The following is an 18021-nucleotide window of genomic DNA, read 5'->3' as shown; positions in this document are numbered from 1 at the left end:
TATTGCTCCTGACCGTTTCAGGGCCCAGGCGCTACACCGCAAAGTCAGTTCACTTCGCCGACGCCAGCCGGCGATCGAGCGCATCGAGCACCCGCCGCGTCAGTGCCGGATAGTCCTCGTCGAAGTGGTGGCCACCATCGATGCCGATGACATCCACGCCGGCACCCTTCAATTCAGGGCAGGCATCGTCCTCTTCGTCCGTGCCGTAGATGCATTGCACGAGCGCAGGATCGATGCGCTTGATATCGTCGAGCGGATCGCCGCCCTTGCCATCGCCCGCCGCGCCCAGCCAACCGAGCACGGAGACCTTGTAGTCGACCATGTGCGAGAGCGCCATCAGCGTCACCTGGCGAACATGGGCCTTCTCGCCTGACGGCAGCAGGTTGAAGGTTCGCGGCAAAACGTCGGCACCGAAGGAATAGCCGATCAGGAGCACATTGCGGACGTTCCAGTGCTTGCGATAATAGCTCATCACCTTGGCAAGGTCGTCCGCAGTCGACTGTGGGTCTCGCTCGGACCAGAAGTAATGCAGGGAATCGAAGCCGACGACAGGCACGCCTTGCTGCTGAAGGACGTCGCCGACCTCCTTGTCGATGTCGCGCCAGCCACCGTCGCCCGAGTAGATCACTGCCATCGTATCGCGCGTCGGCTTCGCGTCGAGAACGGTCAGCGGCAGGCCAAATGGGTTGCCGGCATCGCGCTGGCTGTCGATCAGATCGGTGAGGTGATCGGACAATGCCGTGAAAGCGTCGTCGTCACTGTCTTCCTGCTCGACATCCGGATGTTTCGCAACGAGTGCCGCCACATGCGCCCGGCCATCCGCGGAAGCTGCCGGAGAAAAGACGACGGAGACCGGGTCCGGTAAGGCGCCGTCGGTCAGCCCATAGACCATCCGGTCGCCCTTCCGCACTTTATCGGCCGGTGTGCAGAGCTGCTTCTCGAGCGCGATCCCCTCTTCCGGGTCGACGGCCAGCGTCTGACCGATCGTCGCCGGCGGGGTTTGGGCGGCAATCGCGAGCGCCATCGCGCCGCCCGCGCCGACGCCCGCAACAACGGGCAACTGGTAAGCGTCGGTGCCGACTGCGCGCTGCACCTGTTGGCTGAGCGACTCGATATCGGAGACCATGTAGATGCAATCGCCATCGTCCTTGGCAAGCGATGCGAGATAGGCCTTGAGATCAATACCGATGACGACGGTCTTGTCGCCTGCGAGCGTATCGGCGATCGCCTGCTCCTTGTCCGTCCAGCCGCCGGCATCCGAAAGCAGCACGACCAGTGCGGCCGCCTTTTCCTTGGGCAGCATGATGCGTGGCGAGGGGATCATCCCGGTATCGTAGCTCTTCGGCGCGTCTTCTGCGGAAGCGGGAAGAATGGAAGCCGAAAGCAGCAGCGCCGCCGAGGCAAGGCATTTCCAGGCGTTCGCAACACGGATCATTTCTTCACCACTCCCTTGAGACCGCCGCCGATCAGGAATGTCGCATCCATCAAGGCGAGGATCGGATTGATGCCGCCGCTGGCGACAAGATAGCGCGGTTGCCACTGTGGATGAAACTTCGACTTGAAGGCACGCAAGCCCTTGAAGTTGTAGAAGCGCTCGCCGTGTTCGAAGAAGGTGCGGCCGGCGCGGTCCCACACCGGCGCGATCTGGCGCGTCGACATGCCCGATAGCGGCGCCATGCCGAGATTGAAGGTGCGATAGCCCTCCGCCTTCAGATATTCCATGACCTGGGCGAAGAGAAAATCCATCGCCCCTTTCGGCGCATCGGGCGCAAAACGCATGAGATCGACGGTCCCCTCCTGCTTGGTCCCCGTCACCAGGATGTTGGCGAAGGCGACGATGCGTCCACCGCAGGTGAGGATTGCAACCGGCTGCTGGGCCAGATAGTTGGGGTCGAAGGCACCAAGCGAGAAGCCCTTTTCCTTGGCGTTGTGATGTTCCAGCCAGGCATCGGAAACCGCCGTCAGCTCGTCCATGATCCTCGGGATCTCTGCCGGTGGTACGACCTGGAACTCGAGCCCGTCACGCTGGGCACGGCTGACCTGCTGGCGCAGGTTTGCCCACTTGCCGCCCTTCATTTCGAAGCTGGCGAGGTCGACGCGCGCCAGTTCGCCGAGCCGGAAGGCACGCAGCCCCGCATCGGCATAATAGGCAAGGCCGTCGGGTGAGACCTGGTAGAAAACCGCCCGGCACCCCGAGGCGCGCGCCTTTTCGATGAATTGCCAGATCAGCTCCGGCCAGGCATCGATCGGGCCGACGGGATCGAAAAGCGCGATCCAGGAACGGGCGCGCTGGCCGAACATGATGAAGGCGCGCCCATCAGCAGAAAACAGGATGCTCTTGTCCCCCATGCGCACCAGATTGGCATCGGACATGTCCTGTGCCTCGACGATCGCCAATGCCCGCTCCAGCGCATCGCCGGAGGCGGGCTCCGCTGCCCCGGTTGCCGGACGCATCAGGCTCCAGATCGCAAGCAGGCTCGCCCCGACCGTCACACCCAGCAGCGCCCGAAGCCCTCGCGGAGCTTCGGCGGAGAATTCGAACTGCCACCAGAGTTCATGGCTGTACTCGACATCGCGGTAGACAAAGAGCAGGACGACCAATCCGCCCAGGCAGATGACCCCAAGCGCCGTCAGCCACGGTATGGTGAGCGCCTGGCCGAAGAGCGATGCCGGCCGGACGAACAGGCGCCGGCTGACCACCAAGCCCAGGAGGAAGAAGGCAAGCATGCCCGCCTCCACCACCGCGACCGCCTTGATGAGCGACAGCAGAAGCGCTGCCATCGCAATCGCGATGGACGCCCACCAGGCGCCATCAAGGCGCAGGGCAAGACCGCGGGAGACGACAACGAGCGCCAGTCCGAGCAGGCTTGCGAGGAAATGGGCGCCCTCGACGATCGGCAAGGGCAGCAGGCTTTCCAGAAAAGCCAGGTTTTCGTCCGGCGTCGGCGTCACGCTCGAAAGCACCAGCATGATCGCCAGCACGATGCCGAGCGTCGCAAGCAGCAACGGTGTCATACGGCCGCCGATGCGCCGCACGCTCGAGGCAACCGGATGGCCGGAAAGCTGCCGGAGTTCGATGCCGATAACGACGGCAATCGCGATCACCAGAGGCAGCACGTGATAGATCACGCGATAAAGGACCAGCGCGCCGAGAATAGTATCGACATCGGTGTTGTGACTGAGCGTCGCGATGATGATCGTCTCGAAGACACCGAGGCCGGCGGGAACATGGCTGAGAACACCGACGCCGACGGCGAGCGAATAGACCGCGAGGAAGGCCGGCCAGCCGATGGTGCCGGCCGGCAGGAGCACGTAGAGGACGGTCGCCGAAGCGGCGAGATCGAGTGCCGTCACCAGGAACTGGCGGGAGACCGTGCGCGAATCCGGCAGCCGCAACGTCATGCGTCCGAGGCTGACCTCGCGCCCGTTGCGTGCAAGGAAGAACACGGTGAACAATCCACCGAGGATGACGACGGCGATCAGGCGCAGGAACAGGGGATCCAGCCCGGTCATCGGCGCCACATATTCGCCGACGGCGAGCAGGCTGAGGCAGGTCACCGTCAGAAGCCCGAGACCGAAGGCGAGCGTCACAAAGGCGATGATCCGGGCAATCTTTTCCGGCTCGACGCCGAGGCGGGAATAGGACCGGTAACGGATTGCGCCACCGCTCAATGCGCCAAAGCCCGCGGTATTGCCGACCGCATAGGCGCAAGCCGCCGTCAGCGCCACGTCGGCATAGGGCAGTTTTCGCCTGACATAATCGAGCGCGCTGACATCATAGAAGGTCAGCGCCAGGAAGCTCAGGGCCGTGAAGAACACCGCTGCCGCGACCGACGTCCAGGACGTCTCCGCCAAGGCCTGCACGACTTCGTCGTACTGCACTTCCGATGTCAGGTGAAAGATCGCAACGCCGAAAAGGGCGATTACGAACAGCGTACCGGCGGCCGAAAGATAGCGACGGTTGCGGCGCAGGAAGGCGAGCCAGCCTCCCTCCGCCTGTTGTTCGTCGTCGGCTGGGCTTTGTGAAAGGGAGGATGTCATGGAGCGCCCATGTCAATGATGAGGACACCAGCGCTTTAGCCTACCCGATACGGATCAAAAAGTGAAATATCCGTAATAAATTATGTTCTTGTAAAACAATGAGTTAGCCGATGAATTCGTGGCGGTTGAGCCTTGCCCATTGCAGCAGCATGATCGTCTTGGCGTCGCAGATCTCGCCGGTGGCAATCATCGCGAAGGCCTCATCGAGCGGTATTTCGAGAACTTCGATGTCCTCGCCCTCATGCGCAAGCCCGCCGCCGTCGCCGCGTTTCTCGCCAACGTCGATACGGCCGACGAAGAAGCTCGTGCGCTCGGTGATCGCGCCCGGGCTCATATAGGCATCGAAAAGATGGGTGGCGCCCTCGACATGGTAGCCGGTCTCTTCCAATGCCTCACGGGCGATCGCGATCTCGGGAGTATCGTCATCCAGCAACCCCGCCACCGCCTCGATCATATAGGCGGGATCCCCCTGCAGCAGGACGGGAACGCGCAGTTGCCGTACCAACACCACGCTCTGCCGTTTGGTGTCGACGAGCAGGATCGTCGCCGCACTGCCGTGATCGTGCACCTCTCGCTTCAGCGTCGCGGTCACGCCATTCGACATATCCTGTTCGAGCGTCACCTCCTCGAGATGGATGAACCCGTCCCACAGGGTGCGGCGACCGATGATCCTGACGCGCGGATCGTGATGCGTATTCATGCGAAATCCTTCGTTGGCGGGGGCAGCTCCGCCCTCTAGTGAACGTGTTCCTTTGCCGCGCGGTCTTCGCGCTCCATCTGCAAGGTCGTGTGATGCAGGTCGAACTCCTGGCGCAGGCGCTCCTCGATCGCCCGGCGCACGGTTTCGCCATCGGCGCCATCGGCAAGCACCGCATGGGCGGTCAGCGACGGCTGGCTTTGGGTGATTGCCCAAAGGTGAAGATCATGGACCGAGGCGACGCCGGGCACGGCGGCGATCGTCGCGTGGACATCGGCGAGCCGCATGCCGGGCGGCACGCCTTCGAGCAGAATGTTGACGCACTCCTTGAGCAGCACCCAGGTGCGCGGAAAGACCATGAAGCCGATGCCGACGGCAAGCAGCGAGTCCACCCATTGCCAACCGGTGAACCAGATGACCACCGCGCCGACGATGACGGCGAGCGAGCCGATCATGTCGGACCAGACCTCCAGATAGGCGCCCTTGACGTTGAGGCTCTCATCCTTGTGACTGGTCAACAGCCGCATCGAGGCGAGATTGACGAGGAGGCCGATGACGGCGATCACCAGCATGCCGGCCGATTGGATCTCCTGCGGCTCCGACAGGCGCTTCCAGGCTTCATAGAGAATGTAGAAAGCTATGGCGAGCAGCAGCAGGGCATTGAAGGCGGCCGCCAGGATCTCGAAGCGCGCATAGCCATAGGTGCGCAGCAGGTCGGACGGACGGCGGCCGACCTGGATGGCAACGAGCGCGATCGCCAGTGCCGCCGTATCCGTCAGCATATGCATGGCATCGGAGATCAGCGCCAGGCTACCGGTCAGGATACCGCCGACGACCTCGGCCAGCATGAACCCGCCGGTCAGGCCGAGCGAAGCCCAGAGCCGGGAGACCGGCGTATTGCTGATATCGGCATGCTGGTGGTCGCCGCTCATGAGGCCTCCGGGTTACCGTTCAGTGCGATGATCTAGGGCGCGCGCTTTACCCAGACCCTGTTGTCGTGAAAAGCGGCACCGCCATAGGGCGCCACCGCATCGGCACCGGTCAGAACGTTGATCCCCTCGCCGTCGAGATGGGCGCCGTTCGGCCACAGCCCCTCGGCGATCACCACGCCGCGGCGCGTACCGCCGCCGATCTTGGCGTGCAGGCGAACCTCTCCGCGTTCATTGCCGAGCTGAACGACATCGCCATCGGCAATGCCGAGCGCTGCGGCGTCCTCGGCATGGATCATCACTTCCGGGCGCACTTCCTTCTGGATCGAGGACGGCGTCTCGGCAAAGGTCGAGTTCAGAAAGGAGCGCGCCGGCGAAGTCGCAAGGCGGAAGGGATGCTCGGCATCGGCGACCTCGATCAGGTCGACATGGTCAGGGAATTCCGGCAGTGCCGCGTGCGGCCCCTGAATGCCCATGGATTTCGGCGGCCGGTTCGGCGCGGGCGTTCCCGTCCAGTCCGCCCTGAAGCGGAACTTGCCGTCGGGATGGCCGAACCCCTTGAGATAGTGCGCTTCCTCGAAGGCCGGCTGACAGTCCAGCCACTTCTTCTGCTTCATCGCCTCGTAGCCGATGCCGTAATTGGCAAGCAGGCGGTCGATGTGCTGGCGCTCCGTGAGGCCGAAGCCGGCATGGTCGGCGACACCCAGACGCTTGGCCAGTTCCTCGATCACGAAGAGGTTGGTGCGCACGGTCGACGGCGGCTCAACCACCTTCGGGCCGATCAGGATGTGCTGGTGTCCGCCGCCGCGATAGAGATCGTCATGCTCTAGGAACATGGTGGCCGGCAGAACGATATCGGCGACTGCAGCCGTATCGGTCATGAACTGCTCGTGCACGGCGACGAACAGGTCGTCGCGCAGGAAGCCGCGCTTCACCAGCCGCTGCTCCGGCGCGACGTTCACCGGATTGGTGTTCTGGATCAGCATCGCCGTTACCGGGCCGCGATGGCGCAGTGCCTCGGCGTCACCGGTCAGCACCCGGCCGATCTGCGACTGGTCGAGCATGCGCACATCCGGATCGTGGAAGGCCGAGCCGACCAGTTCGCGCTTGTCGAGCTTGAAGATGTCGTTGTTGGAGTGGAAGGCGCCGCCGCCCTCGTGTTCCCACGAACCGAGGACCGTCGCCACGGAGGCAGCAGCATGGATCGCGACCGAGCCATTGCGCTGCCGCGTGAAGCCGTAGCCGAGGCGGAAATAGGTCCGCGGCGTCGTGCCGACGAGCTTGGCGAAGGCCTCGATCTCCTCGACCGAAAGGCCGGTGATTGCGGACGCCCATTCGGGTCCGCGCGATTTGAGATGCGCTTCGAGCCCGGCCGGATCGTCGGCGAACTCCGCCATGTAGGCCCGGTCGGCATAGCCGTCGCGGAAGGCGATGTGCATCACGGCGCAGGCGAGTGCCGCGTCGGTGCCGGGCTTCAGCACCAGAGCCATGTCCGCCTGCTTCACCGTCGGATTGTCATAGACGTCGATGACGACGATCTTGGCGCCGCGGTCCTTGCGGGCCTTGACCGCGTGCGTCATCACGTTGACCTGGGTCGCCACCGCGTTCGTCCCCCAGATCACCACGCAATCGGCCTTTGCCATCTCGCGCGGGTCGGGGCCGCGCAGGGCGCCGGTCGCCATGGTAAAGCCGGTCCAGGCCATGTTGGTGCAGATCGAGCCGAAGAAACCGGAATAGCGCTTGGCGTGGCGCAGTCGCTCGATGGAGTCGCGCTGCACCTGGCCCATGGTGCCGGCGTAGAAATACGGCCAGATAGCCTCCGCCCCGTGCTTCTGTTCGGCGCGGATGAACTGATCGGCGATCTCGTCGAGCGCCGCTTCCCAGCTCACCTCCTGCCAGTTGCCCTCACCCTTGGCGCCCTTGCGGCGCTTCGGCACCATAAGACGGCCCGGGTGGTAAATGCGCTCGGAATAGCGCGCCACCTTGGCGCAGATCACGCCGGCGGTATAGGTGTTGGCGGATGCGCCACGCACGCGGCCGATGCGGCCTCCGGCGGTCAGGTCGACCTCCAGCGCGCAAGCGGAGGGACAGTCGTGCGGGCAGACCGAATGGCCGATCGATTTTTCTGCTTTGATAGGGGTCGCAACGTTCATGGCTTTTCTATATGGCATCGACAAACGGGCTCAAAGAGCCAATCGTTCACCCATCGAAACAATTGATCACGGCCATCGGCGGCGCTCATGAACTATCGGCACATCTACCACGCGGGCAATTTCGCTGACGTCCTGAAACATGCGGTGCTGGCGCGGCTTGTCACCTATCTCCAGCAGAAGGAGAAGGCGTTTCGCGTGCTCGACACCCATGCCGGCATCGGGCTCTACGACCTCTCCAGCGAAGAGGCACAGAAGACCGGCGAATGGCGCGACGGCATCGGCCGGCTGCTCGACGGTGATCTGCCCGCAGAAATCGCCGCCATCCTCGCTCCTTATCTTTCGTCGATCCGCACGCTCAATCCCGGCGCCGAGCTGGCGCTCTATCCCGGTTCGCCGAAGCTGGCGCGCATGCTCTTCCGGCCGCAGGACCGGCTCTCGGCAATGGAGCTGCATCCGCAGGACTACGAGACCCTGCACCGGCTCTTCGACGGCGATTTTCAGAGCCGCATCACCGAACTCGACGGCTGGCTGGCCCTCGGCGCGCATCTGCCTCCGAAAGAGAAGCGCGGGCTGATCCTCGTCGATCCGCCTTTCGAAAAGGAAGGCGAGTACGAACGCCTCGTCGATGGCCTCGCGCGTGCCCATAGGCGCTTTTCCGGCGGCATCTATTGCCTCTGGTATCCATTGAAGCAGGGCGCGCCGATCAAGGCTTTCCACGAAGCACTGAAGGCACTCGAGATTCCGAAGATGCTCTGCGCTGAACTGTCGGTCCGCAGCGACCGCGAAACCACCGGCCTTTCGGGCTCCGGTCTCATCATCGTCAACCCACCCTTTACGCTGAAGGGCGAGCTCGACCTGCTGCTGCCGTTCCTGAAAGCACGGCTTGCGCAAGATCGCTTCGCCTCCGCACGCTGCTTCTGGCTGCGCGGCGAAGAACAGGCAACCCGAGGGGCTTGACGGACGGCCGCGACACACCGCAATCTCGTGTGACGATATAGGGAGACGCCCATGACTCGCACGCTCGCAGCAACGCTTCTCATCTCGCTTTCCCTCGCCGGCGCCGCAGCGCCGGGCGCATCTGCCGCCGACTATATCGGCAGCAGCCAGGCACAGTCCTACAACGCAGGGGTTTGCAGCGAAACCTCGGTGCTCGGCTTCATCACCTCGCGCTTTGAATACCGGGATGCAAACTATTTGCACGCCAATCTGTCGATCGCCGAGATCCGCGACATGGGGCAGAACCGGCAAGAGTTTCGCGACGAGACACATCTGGTGGAGCGTGAATATTGCTACGCCACGGCGGTCATGAACGACGGCCAGCAGCGCTCGCTCTACTATCTCATCGAACGTCCTTGGGGCTTCGCCGGCGTCGGCAGAAGCATCGAGTTCTGCGTCGGCGGGCTTGATCCCTGGTATGTCTACGGCGCGCATTGCGCCTCGCTCCGCTAACCATGAAAGCAATCCGGGATGCGCGCCGGCTTCTGCCGGCGCTTCTCGTTGTGACCGGTCTGGTCGGTTGCAGCGATCAGAACGCCGAGAAGGCGCCGCCTTCGACTGGAAATGAGAGCGCGAAAGCGACCGGCGCCATGCCGATCGGTAGCGGCTTCGATTTCTACGTGCTGTCGCTCTCCTGGTCGCCGACTTGGTGCGGCGACAATGATCCCAACGGAAAATCCAGCCAATGCGAGATCGGCAGCAACCGCGGCCTGATCGTGCACGGCCTCTGGCCTCAGAACGAAAAGGGCTATCCGGATTTCTGCCCGACGCGACAGTCCGATCGCGTGCCCACCTCTCTCGGCAAGCAATATCTCGACCTGATCCCGTCCATGGGGCTGATCGGCCATCAATGGCGCAAGCACGGCACCTGTTCCGGCCTCAGCCAGGAAGACTATTTTGCCGTCACGCGCGCGGCCTGGAGCAGGCTTGCCCTGCCCTCGGAGCTCTCGCCTCCCCGGCAGCAGACGAATTTGTCCGTCAACGCGATCGAAAGCGCGCTCGTCGCCAAAAACCCTGGCATGACAAAAGATGCGGTCGCGGTTACGTGCGAAGGCAACAGGCTCGAAGAAATCCGGGTCTGCTTCGACAAGTCGCTGAATTTCCGGCCCTGCCCGGCGGTCGATCGACAGGCATGCAGGAAAGACAGTGTTTCGCTGCCTCCGGCTCCATAAGGTTTTGTTTTTACGCGACTCCCGGCGCAGCGCCGGGAATTGCACCGCACCAGAAGAAAGACGTTCGATGAAGATACTGTACTCGCCTGCCTCGCCCTATTCGAACAAGGTTCGGATGGCGGCGCATTATGTCGGCCTCTCGGCTGATAGCGTGCTGACCGACACCGGCGCCAATCCACCGGAACTGATCGGCAACAATCCGCTCGGCAAGATACCGACACTGATCCTCGACGATGGACGCTCGGTTTATGACAGCCGCGCGATCATGCATTTCATCGATCGCGAAACCAAGGGCAAGCTTTACCCGAAGAGCGCCGGCAAGCGGACCGATGTCGAGATCCTCGAAGCCCTGTGCGATGGTGTCTGCGACAGCTTGCTGGCAATCGTCTACGAGAAACGTTCACACCCGCCGGAAAAGGTGCACCAGCCGTGGATCGACCGGCAATGGGAAAAGGTCGAACGCAGCCTCGACCATCTGAATGCCAACCTGCCGAAGACCGGAGCCAAGCTCCATGCCGGCCATTTTGCCCTTGCGGCGATGCTGCGCTACATCGAATTGCGCTTTACCGGCGAATGGCAGAAGGGCCGCGCCAAGCTCAAGAACTGGCCGGCAAAGTTCGAAAAGCACTTCGCCGACTATTCCAAGTTCAAAGCTTGAAACGAAGACGGGACATGAAAAAGGCCGGGTCTCCCCGGCCTTTTTACGATCCGGCAGAAGCCGATCAGAACTTCACGCCCATACCGACGCGAACGCTGTGCTCGTCGTAACCGGACGAGACGTTGGTGCCGCCGACGTTGAAGTCCTTCGAACCGTAGTCCGTATAACGGTATTCGACACGTGCGGTGATGTTGTCGGTGACGAAGGTTTCCGCACCAGCGCCGGCGGTCCAGCCGACCATGGTGTTCTTGTCGGAAGCGCCACCGATGCTAGCCTTGGCCTGACCAACGGCGAGACCGGCGGTGCCGTAAAGCAGGACCGGGTTCAGATCGACACCGACGCGAGCGCGCAGCGAGCCGTTGACGCCCTGCTTCATGCGCAGGTTGCCCTTGCTCGAATCCTGATCGGAGTAGCCGATGTCGGCTTCACCGCCGTATACGATCTGGCCGCTCTGCATGTTGTAGCCGCCGTAGAGACCGCCGCCGAAACCGGCTGCCGTGTTGTCGCCGGTCGCGTCATGCTGACCATGGTGCCAATCGGCGGTACCACCGACATAGGCGCCCGACCAGTTCTTGACTGCCGGCTCGGTGTATTCGGCCTGCGGAGCAGCCGGAACTTCGTCGATCGCATCAGCAGCCTGGGCGGCCTGGAAGGCGATGAGGGTCATAGCGGAAGCCATGAGGGTGGTGGTGAGCGTACGCATAAATATTCTCCTTTTCGTACCGATGCCCCCTGGGCTTGGGGTCCCACAGTGAAACATCGGACAACTTTCAATTAACCCGCCCGGTTGAGCTGAAATTGGCCAGCAAATGAGGATTCACAAGAGCCAAAATGTGAAATTTTGGTGGCGCAAACACGCCCAAAATTTGATGTTGCTTTGGCGCCACACGGAATTTGTTAACCATAATTCAAGATTAACGAAAGATATACTATAAGTCTTCAAAATAATACAATTTACGCCAATTCCATTAATTTTTCGGCAAGGAACTGTCAGGGAGTGTTTCAGGCTCACGTTTCTTGCCTATATCTTCGTCCGCTGACGCGAAGATTCGAAAAAGCGGGATGAAACGGTGAAAAAAGCACGGAAGGCGGCCCTCGTAACCGGGGGCGCCAAGCGGATCGGCAAGGCTATAGTTGAGGACCTCGCGGCCCATGGCTTTTCGGTCGCCATTCACGCCGACGCCTCATTTGCCGAAGCGGAAGCACTGGCCGAGACCCTTTCGAAAGGCAAAACAAAGGCCGTCGCGCTTCGCGCCGATCTCACCGATACGGCCGAGACTTCGACGCTGATCGCACGCGCCGCAGAGGCACTTGGCCCGCTGGATCTGCTCGTCAACAATGCCTCGGTGTTCAAGAAGGATAGCCTCGACGCCTTCGACGAAGCGATATGGGATCAGCACTTCGCCCTGCATGTGAAGGCGCCTTCCCTGCTGGCGCGCGACTTCGCTGTCATGCTTCCGGCGGACGCCAATGGACTCATCGTCAATGTGATCGACCAGCGCGTCTGGGCTCCCAATCCGCGCTTTTATTCCTATATGTTGTCCAAGTCGGCGCTTTGGATGGCTACCCGGACGATGGCGCAGGCGCTCGCCCCGCGCATCCGCGTCAACGGTATCGGCCCCGGGCCGACGCTGCCGAACGAGCGGCAAGACCCGAAGGACTTTGAGGCACAGGTCGAAGCCCTGCTTCTCAAACGCGGGCCGACGCTCGACGAATTCGGACGGACGATCCGCTTCCTGTTCGACACGCCGTCGATTACCGGACAGATGATCGCCCTCGACGGGGGCCAGCACCTCGCCTGGGAAACGCCCGACATCAGGGAGATAGTGGAATGAACGGACGCGTGCCGACAGACGGCGGCATCCTCTATGACGGCACCGAGGCGGAAGACGACGACGATCCGATCGAGGTCGCGGAAAGCGAAAGCGCCGCCACGCCTGTCGCATGGAACGAGAATCGCGTCGAGACCGCGGGATTGAAGGGCGCGGAACTGATTCAGGCCTTCGTCAAGCTCTTGCCGAACGGGCCCGGCGTCTATCGCATGTTCAACGAGGCCGGCGACGTTCTCTATGTCGGCAAGGCGCGCAGCCTGAAGAAGCGCGTCAGCAACTATGCCCAGGGGCGTGGCCACTCCAACCGCATCGCGCGCATGGTCCGCGAAACGGCGAACATGGAGTTCGTGACGACGCGCACCGAGATCGAGGCGCTGCTTCTCGAAGCGAACCTGATCAAGCGCCTCAGGCCGCGCTTCAACGTGCTTTTGCGCGACGACAAGTCGTTTCCCTATATCCTGGTGACGGGCGACAGCCGCGCGCCGGCGCTCTACAAGCACCGCGGCGCGCGCAGCCGCAAGGGCGACTATTTCGGTCCCTTCGCCTCTGCCGGCGCGGTCGGCCGCACGATCAATTCGCTGCAGCGCGCCTTCCTGCTCAGAACCTGTACAGACAGCGTTTTCGAGACCCGGACGCGGCCCTGCCTGCTCTACCAGATCAAGCGCTGCTCGGCGCCCTGCACCGGCGAAATCAGCGATCGCGACTATGCGGAACTGGTGCGCGAGGCCAAGGACTTCCTCTCTGGCAAGAGCCAGACGGTAAAGGCGACCATCGCCGCTGCCATGAGCGACGCATCGGAGAACCTCGATTTCGAACGGGCGGCCCTTTACCGCGACCGCCTGGCGGCGCTGAGCCACGTGCAGAGCCACCAGGGCATCAATCCCGCCGGCGTCGAGGAGGCGGACGTCTTTGCCATCCACCACGAGGGCGGCATTTCCTGCATCCAGGTCTTCTTCTTCCGCACCGGGCAGAACTGGGGCAACCGCGCCTATTTCCCGAAAGCCGACCCGTCGCTCCCGGCGGCCGAGGTCCTTTCGCAGTTCCTGGCCCAGTTCTACGACGACAAGCCCTGTCCCCGGCAGATCCTTCTCTGCGAGGCCGTGGAGGAACAGGAACTTCTGGGCCAGGCGCTCAGCGAGAAGTCCGGATACAAGGTGGCGATCCAGGTGCCGCAGCGCGGTGAAAAAAAGGATCTCGTCGACCACGCGCTTGCCAATGCGCGCGAAGCCCATGGTCGCAAACTGGCCGAAACCGCCTCGCAATCGCGCCTGCTCGAGGGTTTCTCGGAAACCTTCAAGCTCGAGCGCGTGCCGCGCCGCATCGAGATCTACGACAACTCCCACATCATGGGCACCAATGCCGTCGGCGGCATGGTGGTGGCGGGGCCGGAAGGCTTCGTCAAAGGGCAGTACCGCAAGTTCAACATCAAATCGACCGACATCACGCCGGGCGACGACTTCGGCATGATGCGCGAGGTGATGACCCGACGGTTTTCACGGCTGCTGAAGGAAGAGGGTAAGCCGGACAGGAGCGCCGAGGCTGTCGATGATGGCGCCTTCCCCGCCTGGCCGGATGTCATCCTCATCGACGGCGGCCAGGGCCAGATGACCGCCGTGCGCGCCATTCTGAGAGAACTCGACGTCGAGGACTGCGTGACGGCGATCGGCGTCGCCAAGGGTGTCGACCGCGACGCGGGACGCGAGCGCTTCTTCGCACTCGGCCGCGACAGTTTCACGCTGCCGCCGCGCGATCCGGTGCTCTATTTCATCCAGCGGCTGCGCGACGAAGCACACCGTTTTGCCATCGGCTCGCACCGTGCCCGCCGCAAGAAAGAGATGGTCAAGAACCCGCTCGATGAGATCGCCGGTATCGGGCCCACGCGCAAGCGCGCGCTGCTGACGCATTTCGGCACCGCCAAGGCCGTCTCGCGCGCCGGCATCAGCGACCTCATGGCCGTCTCCGGCATTTCCGAAACGGTGGCCCGGCTGGTCTATGAACATTTCCACGACGATGCTGCGAAATGAAAACCGGGTGTCACAATTCACCCGGCGTTCACATGCAATAGGGCAAATATGACAGTTGCCGACGATGACCTGTTGACCTCCGGCCAGCAAAGTCATTCTGTACCTGACGAACCAGAGAACACGAATCCATGGCCAAGCCTGTCGCCTACAGCATCCCGAACCTGCTCACCTATTTCCGAATCCTGATCGTGCCCTTGATCGTCCTTTGCTTCTTCATCGAGGGTCGGCTGCACAGTTCGGATTTCGCACGCTGGACGGCGGTCACGCTCTTTATCGTTGCATCGATCACCGATTTCTTCGACGGCTATCTCGCCCGCATCTGGAATCAGACGTCGAACATCGGCCGCATGCTCGACCCGATTGCGGACAAGCTCCTGGTCGCGTCGATCCTGCTTCTCGTCGCCGCCGATCAGACGATTGCCGGTTGGTCGATCTGGGCTGCGATCATCATTCTCTGCCGCGAAATCCTGGTGTCCGGCCTGCGCGAATATCTGGCAGCGCTGAAGGTCAGCGTTCCCGTGACGCGCATCGCCAAGTGGAAGACGACGATCCAGATGGTCGCCATCGCCTTCCTGCTGGCAGGCCCCGCCGGCGACAAGATTTTGCCCTATACGACGGAAGCGGGTATCGTGCTCCTGTGGATCGCCGCCGGGATCACGCTCTACACGGGCTACGACTATTTCCGCGCCGGCCTCAAGCACGTGGTCAACGAATGAGCACCGTCAATCTCGTCTATTTCTCCTGGGTGCGGGAGCGCATCGGCAAGGGCGAAGAGACGCTGGACGTTCCCGCCGGCGTCGTAACCGTTGCCGACCTGCTCACGCATCTGAAGACGCTCGGCGAGGAGTACGAGGTGGCGCTCGAACATGAAAACGTCATCCGCGCGGCCATCAATCAGGAACATGTCGACCATCGCGAGCCGATCGCCGGCGCCCGGGAGATCGCCCTGTTTCCGCCGATGACGGGTGGTTGAGGCAATGAGCGCGCCGGTGACCGTGCGCGTTCAGCGCGAGGACTTCGATCTCAATGGCGAGGTCGCGAAACTCTCGGCGGGACGGGCCGATATCGGTGCCGTCGTCACCTTCTCCGGGCTTTGCCGCGATGAAGCGGGCACGCTCGCCGCCCTCGAGCTCGAACATTATCCGGGCATGGCCGAGGCGGAAATCGAACGCATCTGCCGCGAGGCGGTCGAGCGCTTCTCGCTGCAGGCCGCGGCCGCCATCCACCGCTACGGCAAGATCATGCCCGGTGAAAACATCGTGCTGGTGGCCACCGCCTCGCGGCACCGGCAGGCCGCCTTCGACGGCGCCAACTTCATCATGGATTTCCTGAAGACTTCGGCGCCCTTCTGGAAGAAGGAGCATCTTGGCGACGGGACCAGTGGCGGCTGGGTCAGCGCCAAGGACGCCGACGACACGGCGCGGGAGCGCTGGTCGACGAAATAGAGCCGCGCTGGCACGGAACACCCGTGGCCCATCCGCCAGTCAGGGAATGATCTTCTCCTTGCGCGTTACCGCGAGCACGAGCACCAGAAACCCGAAGATCGCAAAGTCGCGCCACAGGATCGGACCATAGGCGCTCCACAACGTTTCCAGCAGGCCGACCCCGGCGGCACCGAGTGCGGCGTAGAGCGGCGAGGCCTGGCCACCGATCGCGGCGATGAACAGCACCTTGACGCCGAAAGTGAGCCCCGTGCCGAAATCCATGTTGCCGTAGTAGGACGCAGCGAGAATGCCGCAGAAGGCAGCGATCAGCGACGCCGCGCCATAGGCGACGATGTAAACGGTCGCGGCGTCGACCCCGCAGAGCGCGGCAGCGCCCCGATCCTCCGATACCGCGCGCCAGAGCCGCCCTGCCCGTGAATGCGTGAGATACCAGTGCCCGGCTGCCACGAGCGCGGCCATGAGCACGGTGTTGCCGAGCTGGATGACCGTCAGCGTCACCGGAAAGCGCGGATCGTCCCAGAAGATGATGTTCCCGTTCAGGAACGGCGGCAGCCACAGGCTGCGTGTCTCAGAGGCGAGCCGCGCCGTTTCCATCAGGACCAACAGGCAGCCGAGCGAGGCCACGACGATGGTGTTGGCTGACGAAAAGGCGATCGGCCGCATGACATATCGCCCGACGACGAGCCCGGCGCCAAGGCCGAAACTCAAGGCCGCAGCCGCGCCGAGGCCGAGCGCAGCCGGCAGTACCAGCCACAGCCGGTTCCAGCCGAAATCTGCAAACAGAACGAACATCTGGCCCGAGAAAGCAAAGAGCGCGCCATAGGTGAGGTCCGCTCGACGCGTCACGGCGAAGGCGATGGCATAGCCAAAGGCAAGCACCGCATAAAGCGCGGCGACAGGGACGGCATTGGCGAGTTGCTGCAGAAAATAGAGCATGGCGCATCCGGAGCGTGACAAGATCAATATAACTGGTAAAATCATTTTTGCCAGTTAGGATTTTCGCATGACCTTCACCTGGACAGCCCATCGTTTTGCCGGCGGCGCCTTGGCGCTGGACGTGGCCAATTCCATCGTCCTGCGCATCGATCCGGAGCGCCGGATCGACCGTTTCGCCGACGTTGCGGCGATCGATTCCTTTGCGGAAGCTGCCAACCGTTTCGGAGCGGAGAACACCCGCTTCGGTCCGCTGCTGCCAGTGGCGGCTGAACGGCGCGCGGGCCTTCTGCGGTTGCGCGAAGCGACCGACAGGCACTTCCGCGCGGAGATATCGAACAATGGCCGGCCGGAGTTCCTGGCCGACTTGCTCGAGGCGATCGCGGTGGTTTTGCGCGGTCCCGTGCCGCATGGCGGCGCGCTTCCACTCGACACCGCAACCGCGCATTCGGCGCTCAGCCTTGCCGCCAACCCCGAGCCCGACCGGCTGAAGATCTGCCCGAATTGCGGCTGGCTGTTTCTCGACCGCAGCCGCAACCGCAGCCGAACCTGGTGCGACATGACGGTCTGCGGCAATCGCAACAAGGCCAAGCGCCACTACCATCGCAACAGGGAAGAAGCAGGCCCATGACAAGGATGATCGCGATCTTGGCAGCACTTGCCATCACACTCGCCACCACCGGCTGTCAGCGCGAGACCGGACCGGATCCGCTGAAGCTGACGGGCAAGATGTTCGTCTTCAATTACCGCCTCGCCTATGCGGTCTACACGATCACGCTTCAGAAGACAGAGCCCGTGCCCGAGGGCAGCGTCGTCGTTGCCACTTTCGAGAACCCGGTGGGCGGCAAGCCGTTCACGTTGACGCGCAAGCTCTTTCCAAAGCTCGACAGGGTGGTGCTGGAAAGTCCTGATTTGACCTGCGTGAAAAAAGAAAGACCCTATGCGGTAACGATCGAAGTGAAGGGACCTGACGGCGAAACGCTGCAGAAACTGGAGACCACAGTCATCTCGGATATCGACCAGGATATCCTGCCGGCCAAGGCACTGGTCGAGGGCCCCGCCTACGACAAGAATCCGGAAGTCTTCCGCGACGGCAAGACTCCCGAACATTTCGAGACCGCGAAATGCCCCATATGAAAAA

At 62.7% G+C, this 18021-nt stretch carries 18 protein-coding genes; 11 read left to right on the top strand and 7 right to left on the bottom strand.

The annotated features are described in order from the left end of the window. Positions 1-49: 49 nt before the first annotated feature. From QM996_RS04595 to QM996_RS04575, 5 genes are all read right to left on the bottom strand, one after another. Entirely contained in the window at positions 50-1435 is a 1386-nt protein-coding gene (locus tag QM996_RS04595; RefSeq protein ID WP_500269483.1) for a virulence factor family protein, read from the bottom strand. Next, positions 1432-4041 carry a putative bifunctional lysylphosphatidylglycerol flippase/synthetase gene (gene mprF, locus QM996_RS04590; protein WP_500269482.1) on the bottom strand — a complete coding sequence of 870 codons (2610 nt, stop codon included), beginning with the start codon at positions 4039-4041 and terminating at the stop codon, positions 1432-1434. The genes QM996_RS04595 and mprF overlap by 4 nt, the downstream gene beginning before the upstream one ends. Before the next feature lie 103 nt (positions 4042-4144). Further along, complete coding sequence (locus tag QM996_RS04585; protein ID WP_500269481.1) at positions 4145-4741, bottom strand: NUDIX hydrolase; 597 nt, start codon at positions 4739-4741, stop codon at positions 4145-4147. A gap of 35 nt (positions 4742-4776) precedes the next feature. Beyond that, entirely contained in the window at positions 4777-5670 is an 894-nt protein-coding gene (locus tag QM996_RS04580) for a cation diffusion facilitator family transporter (RefSeq protein WP_500269480.1), read from the bottom strand. Positions 5671-5702: 32 nt separating this feature from the next. Further along, entirely contained in the window at positions 5703-7838 is a 2136-nt protein-coding gene (locus tag QM996_RS04575; protein WP_500269479.1) for a molybdopterin-containing oxidoreductase family protein, read from the bottom strand. A 69-nt stretch (positions 7839-7907) separates the two neighbouring features. On the opposite strand from QM996_RS04575, the gene QM996_RS04570 reads away from it, so the two are divergent. From QM996_RS04570 to QM996_RS04555, 4 genes are all read left to right on the top strand, one after another. Continuing rightward, positions 7908-8777 (top strand): 23S rRNA (adenine(2030)-N(6))-methyltransferase RlmJ, encoded by an 870-nt coding sequence (locus QM996_RS04570; RefSeq protein ID WP_500269478.1) that lies wholly within the window; start codon positions 7908-7910, stop codon positions 8775-8777. A 51-nt stretch (positions 8778-8828) separates the two neighbouring features. After that, positions 8829-9269, top strand: coding sequence for a hypothetical protein (locus tag QM996_RS04565; protein ID WP_500269477.1), 441 nt, complete (start codon positions 8829-8831; stop codon positions 9267-9269). A 2-nt stretch (positions 9270-9271) separates the two neighbouring features. Then, the gene (locus QM996_RS04560) at positions 9272-9988 is read left to right on the top strand and encodes a ribonuclease T2 family protein (RefSeq protein ID WP_500269476.1); all 717 of its coding nucleotides are present in this window, start codon (positions 9272-9274) and stop codon (positions 9986-9988) included. 67 nt (positions 9989-10055) lie between these two features. Beyond that, positions 10056-10646 (top strand): glutathione S-transferase, encoded by a 591-nt coding sequence (locus QM996_RS04555; RefSeq protein ID WP_500269475.1) that lies wholly within the window; start codon positions 10056-10058, stop codon positions 10644-10646. A 64-nt stretch (positions 10647-10710) separates the two neighbouring features. Here the strand turns inward: QM996_RS04555 and QM996_RS04550 are convergent, their stop codons facing one another. Further along, complete coding sequence (locus QM996_RS04550; RefSeq protein WP_500269474.1) at positions 10711-11349, bottom strand: outer membrane protein; 639 nt, start codon at positions 11347-11349, stop codon at positions 10711-10713. A gap of 367 nt (positions 11350-11716) precedes the next feature. Here QM996_RS04550 and QM996_RS04545 point away from each other — a divergent pair, with 367 nt between their 5' ends. From QM996_RS04545 to QM996_RS04525, 5 genes are all read left to right on the top strand, one after another. After that, positions 11717-12481: an SDR family oxidoreductase gene (locus QM996_RS04545; protein ID WP_500269473.1), complete on the top strand. Its 765-nt coding sequence runs from the start codon at positions 11717-11719 to the stop codon at positions 12479-12481. Further along, positions 12478-14502 (top strand): excinuclease ABC subunit UvrC, encoded by a 2025-nt coding sequence (uvrC, locus tag QM996_RS04540; protein WP_500269472.1) that lies wholly within the window; start codon positions 12478-12480, stop codon positions 14500-14502. The genes QM996_RS04545 and uvrC overlap by 4 nt, the downstream gene beginning before the upstream one ends. Before the next feature lie 128 nt (positions 14503-14630). Further along, on the top strand, positions 14631-15218 hold the full coding sequence (pgsA, locus tag QM996_RS04535) for a CDP-diacylglycerol--glycerol-3-phosphate 3-phosphatidyltransferase (RefSeq protein ID WP_173516086.1): 588 nt from the start codon (positions 14631-14633) through the stop codon (positions 15216-15218). Beyond that, positions 15215-15475, top strand: coding sequence for a MoaD/ThiS family protein (gene moaD, locus QM996_RS04530; RefSeq protein ID WP_500269471.1), 261 nt, complete (start codon positions 15215-15217; stop codon positions 15473-15475). Before pgsA ends, moaD begins: the two co-directional genes overlap by 4 nt. Positions 15476-15479: 4 nt before the next feature. Then, positions 15480-15947, top strand: coding sequence for a molybdenum cofactor biosynthesis protein MoaE (locus QM996_RS04525; RefSeq protein WP_500269470.1), 468 nt, complete (start codon positions 15480-15482; stop codon positions 15945-15947). 39 nt (positions 15948-15986) lie between these two features. Here QM996_RS04525 and QM996_RS04520 read toward each other — a convergent pair whose 3' ends face one another. Beyond that, positions 15987-16883: a branched-chain amino acid ABC transporter permease gene (locus QM996_RS04520; protein ID WP_500269469.1), complete on the bottom strand. Its 897-nt coding sequence runs from the start codon at positions 16881-16883 to the stop codon at positions 15987-15989. A 67-nt stretch (positions 16884-16950) separates the two neighbouring features. Between QM996_RS04520 and QM996_RS04515 the strand changes: the two genes are divergently transcribed. Both QM996_RS04515 and QM996_RS04510 read left to right on the top strand, forming a co-directional pair. Continuing rightward, positions 16951-17511 carry a CGNR zinc finger domain-containing protein gene (locus QM996_RS04515; protein WP_500269468.1) on the top strand — a complete coding sequence of 187 codons (561 nt, stop codon included), beginning with the start codon at positions 16951-16953 and terminating at the stop codon, positions 17509-17511. Beyond that, positions 17508-18017 (top strand): hypothetical protein, encoded by a 510-nt coding sequence (locus QM996_RS04510; protein ID WP_500269467.1) that lies wholly within the window; start codon positions 17508-17510, stop codon positions 18015-18017. Before QM996_RS04515 ends, QM996_RS04510 begins: the two co-directional genes overlap by 4 nt. Positions 18018-18021 lie beyond the last annotated feature (4 nt).

The organism is Sinorhizobium chiapasense (genome assembly GCF_045277575.1).
GTDB lineage: Bacteria > Pseudomonadota > Alphaproteobacteria > Rhizobiales > Rhizobiaceae > Ensifer > Ensifer chiapasense_A.
This window is presented reverse-complemented; position numbering and strand designations above follow the sequence as displayed.

What these genes read in the sequence shown, in the direction of transcription:
- QM996_RS04595 (WP_500269483.1), bottom strand. Translation starts at nt 1,435, where the DNA reads ATGATCCGTGTTGCGAACGCCTGGAAATGCCTTGCCTCGGCGGCGCTG.
- mprF (WP_500269482.1), bottom strand. Translation starts at nt 4,041, where the DNA reads ATGACATCCTCCCTTTCACAAAGCCCAGCCGACGACGAACAACAGGCG.
- QM996_RS04585 (WP_500269481.1), bottom strand. Translation starts at nt 4,741, where the DNA reads ATGAATACGCATCACGATCCGCGCGTCAGGATCATCGGTCGCCGCACC.
- QM996_RS04580 (WP_500269480.1), bottom strand. Translation starts at nt 5,670, where the DNA reads ATGAGCGGCGACCACCAGCATGCCGATATCAGCAATACGCCGGTCTCC.
- QM996_RS04575 (WP_500269479.1), bottom strand. Translation starts at nt 7,838, where the DNA reads ATGCCATATAGAAAAGCCATGAACGTTGCGACCCCTATCAAAGCAGAA.
- QM996_RS04570 (WP_500269478.1), top strand. Translation starts at nt 7,908, where the DNA reads ATGAACTATCGGCACATCTACCACGCGGGCAATTTCGCTGACGTCCTG.
- QM996_RS04565 (WP_500269477.1), top strand. Translation starts at nt 8,829, where the DNA reads ATGACTCGCACGCTCGCAGCAACGCTTCTCATCTCGCTTTCCCTCGCC.
- QM996_RS04560 (WP_500269476.1), top strand. Translation starts at nt 9,272, where the DNA reads ATGAAAGCAATCCGGGATGCGCGCCGGCTTCTGCCGGCGCTTCTCGTT.
- QM996_RS04555 (WP_500269475.1), top strand. Translation starts at nt 10,056, where the DNA reads ATGAAGATACTGTACTCGCCTGCCTCGCCCTATTCGAACAAGGTTCGG.
- QM996_RS04550 (WP_500269474.1), bottom strand. Translation starts at nt 11,349, where the DNA reads ATGCGTACGCTCACCACCACCCTCATGGCTTCCGCTATGACCCTCATC.
- uvrC (WP_500269472.1), top strand. Translation starts at nt 12,478, where the DNA reads ATGAACGGACGCGTGCCGACAGACGGCGGCATCCTCTATGACGGCACC.
- pgsA (WP_173516086.1), top strand. Translation starts at nt 14,631, where the DNA reads ATGGCCAAGCCTGTCGCCTACAGCATCCCGAACCTGCTCACCTATTTC.
- moaD (WP_500269471.1), top strand. Translation starts at nt 15,215, where the DNA reads ATGAGCACCGTCAATCTCGTCTATTTCTCCTGGGTGCGGGAGCGCATC.
- QM996_RS04525 (WP_500269470.1), top strand. Translation starts at nt 15,480, where the DNA reads ATGAGCGCGCCGGTGACCGTGCGCGTTCAGCGCGAGGACTTCGATCTC.
- QM996_RS04520 (WP_500269469.1), bottom strand. Translation starts at nt 16,883, where the DNA reads ATGCTCTATTTTCTGCAGCAACTCGCCAATGCCGTCCCTGTCGCCGCG.
- QM996_RS04515 (WP_500269468.1), top strand. Translation starts at nt 16,951, where the DNA reads ATGACCTTCACCTGGACAGCCCATCGTTTTGCCGGCGGCGCCTTGGCG.
- QM996_RS04510 (WP_500269467.1), top strand. Translation starts at nt 17,508, where the DNA reads ATGACAAGGATGATCGCGATCTTGGCAGCACTTGCCATCACACTCGCC.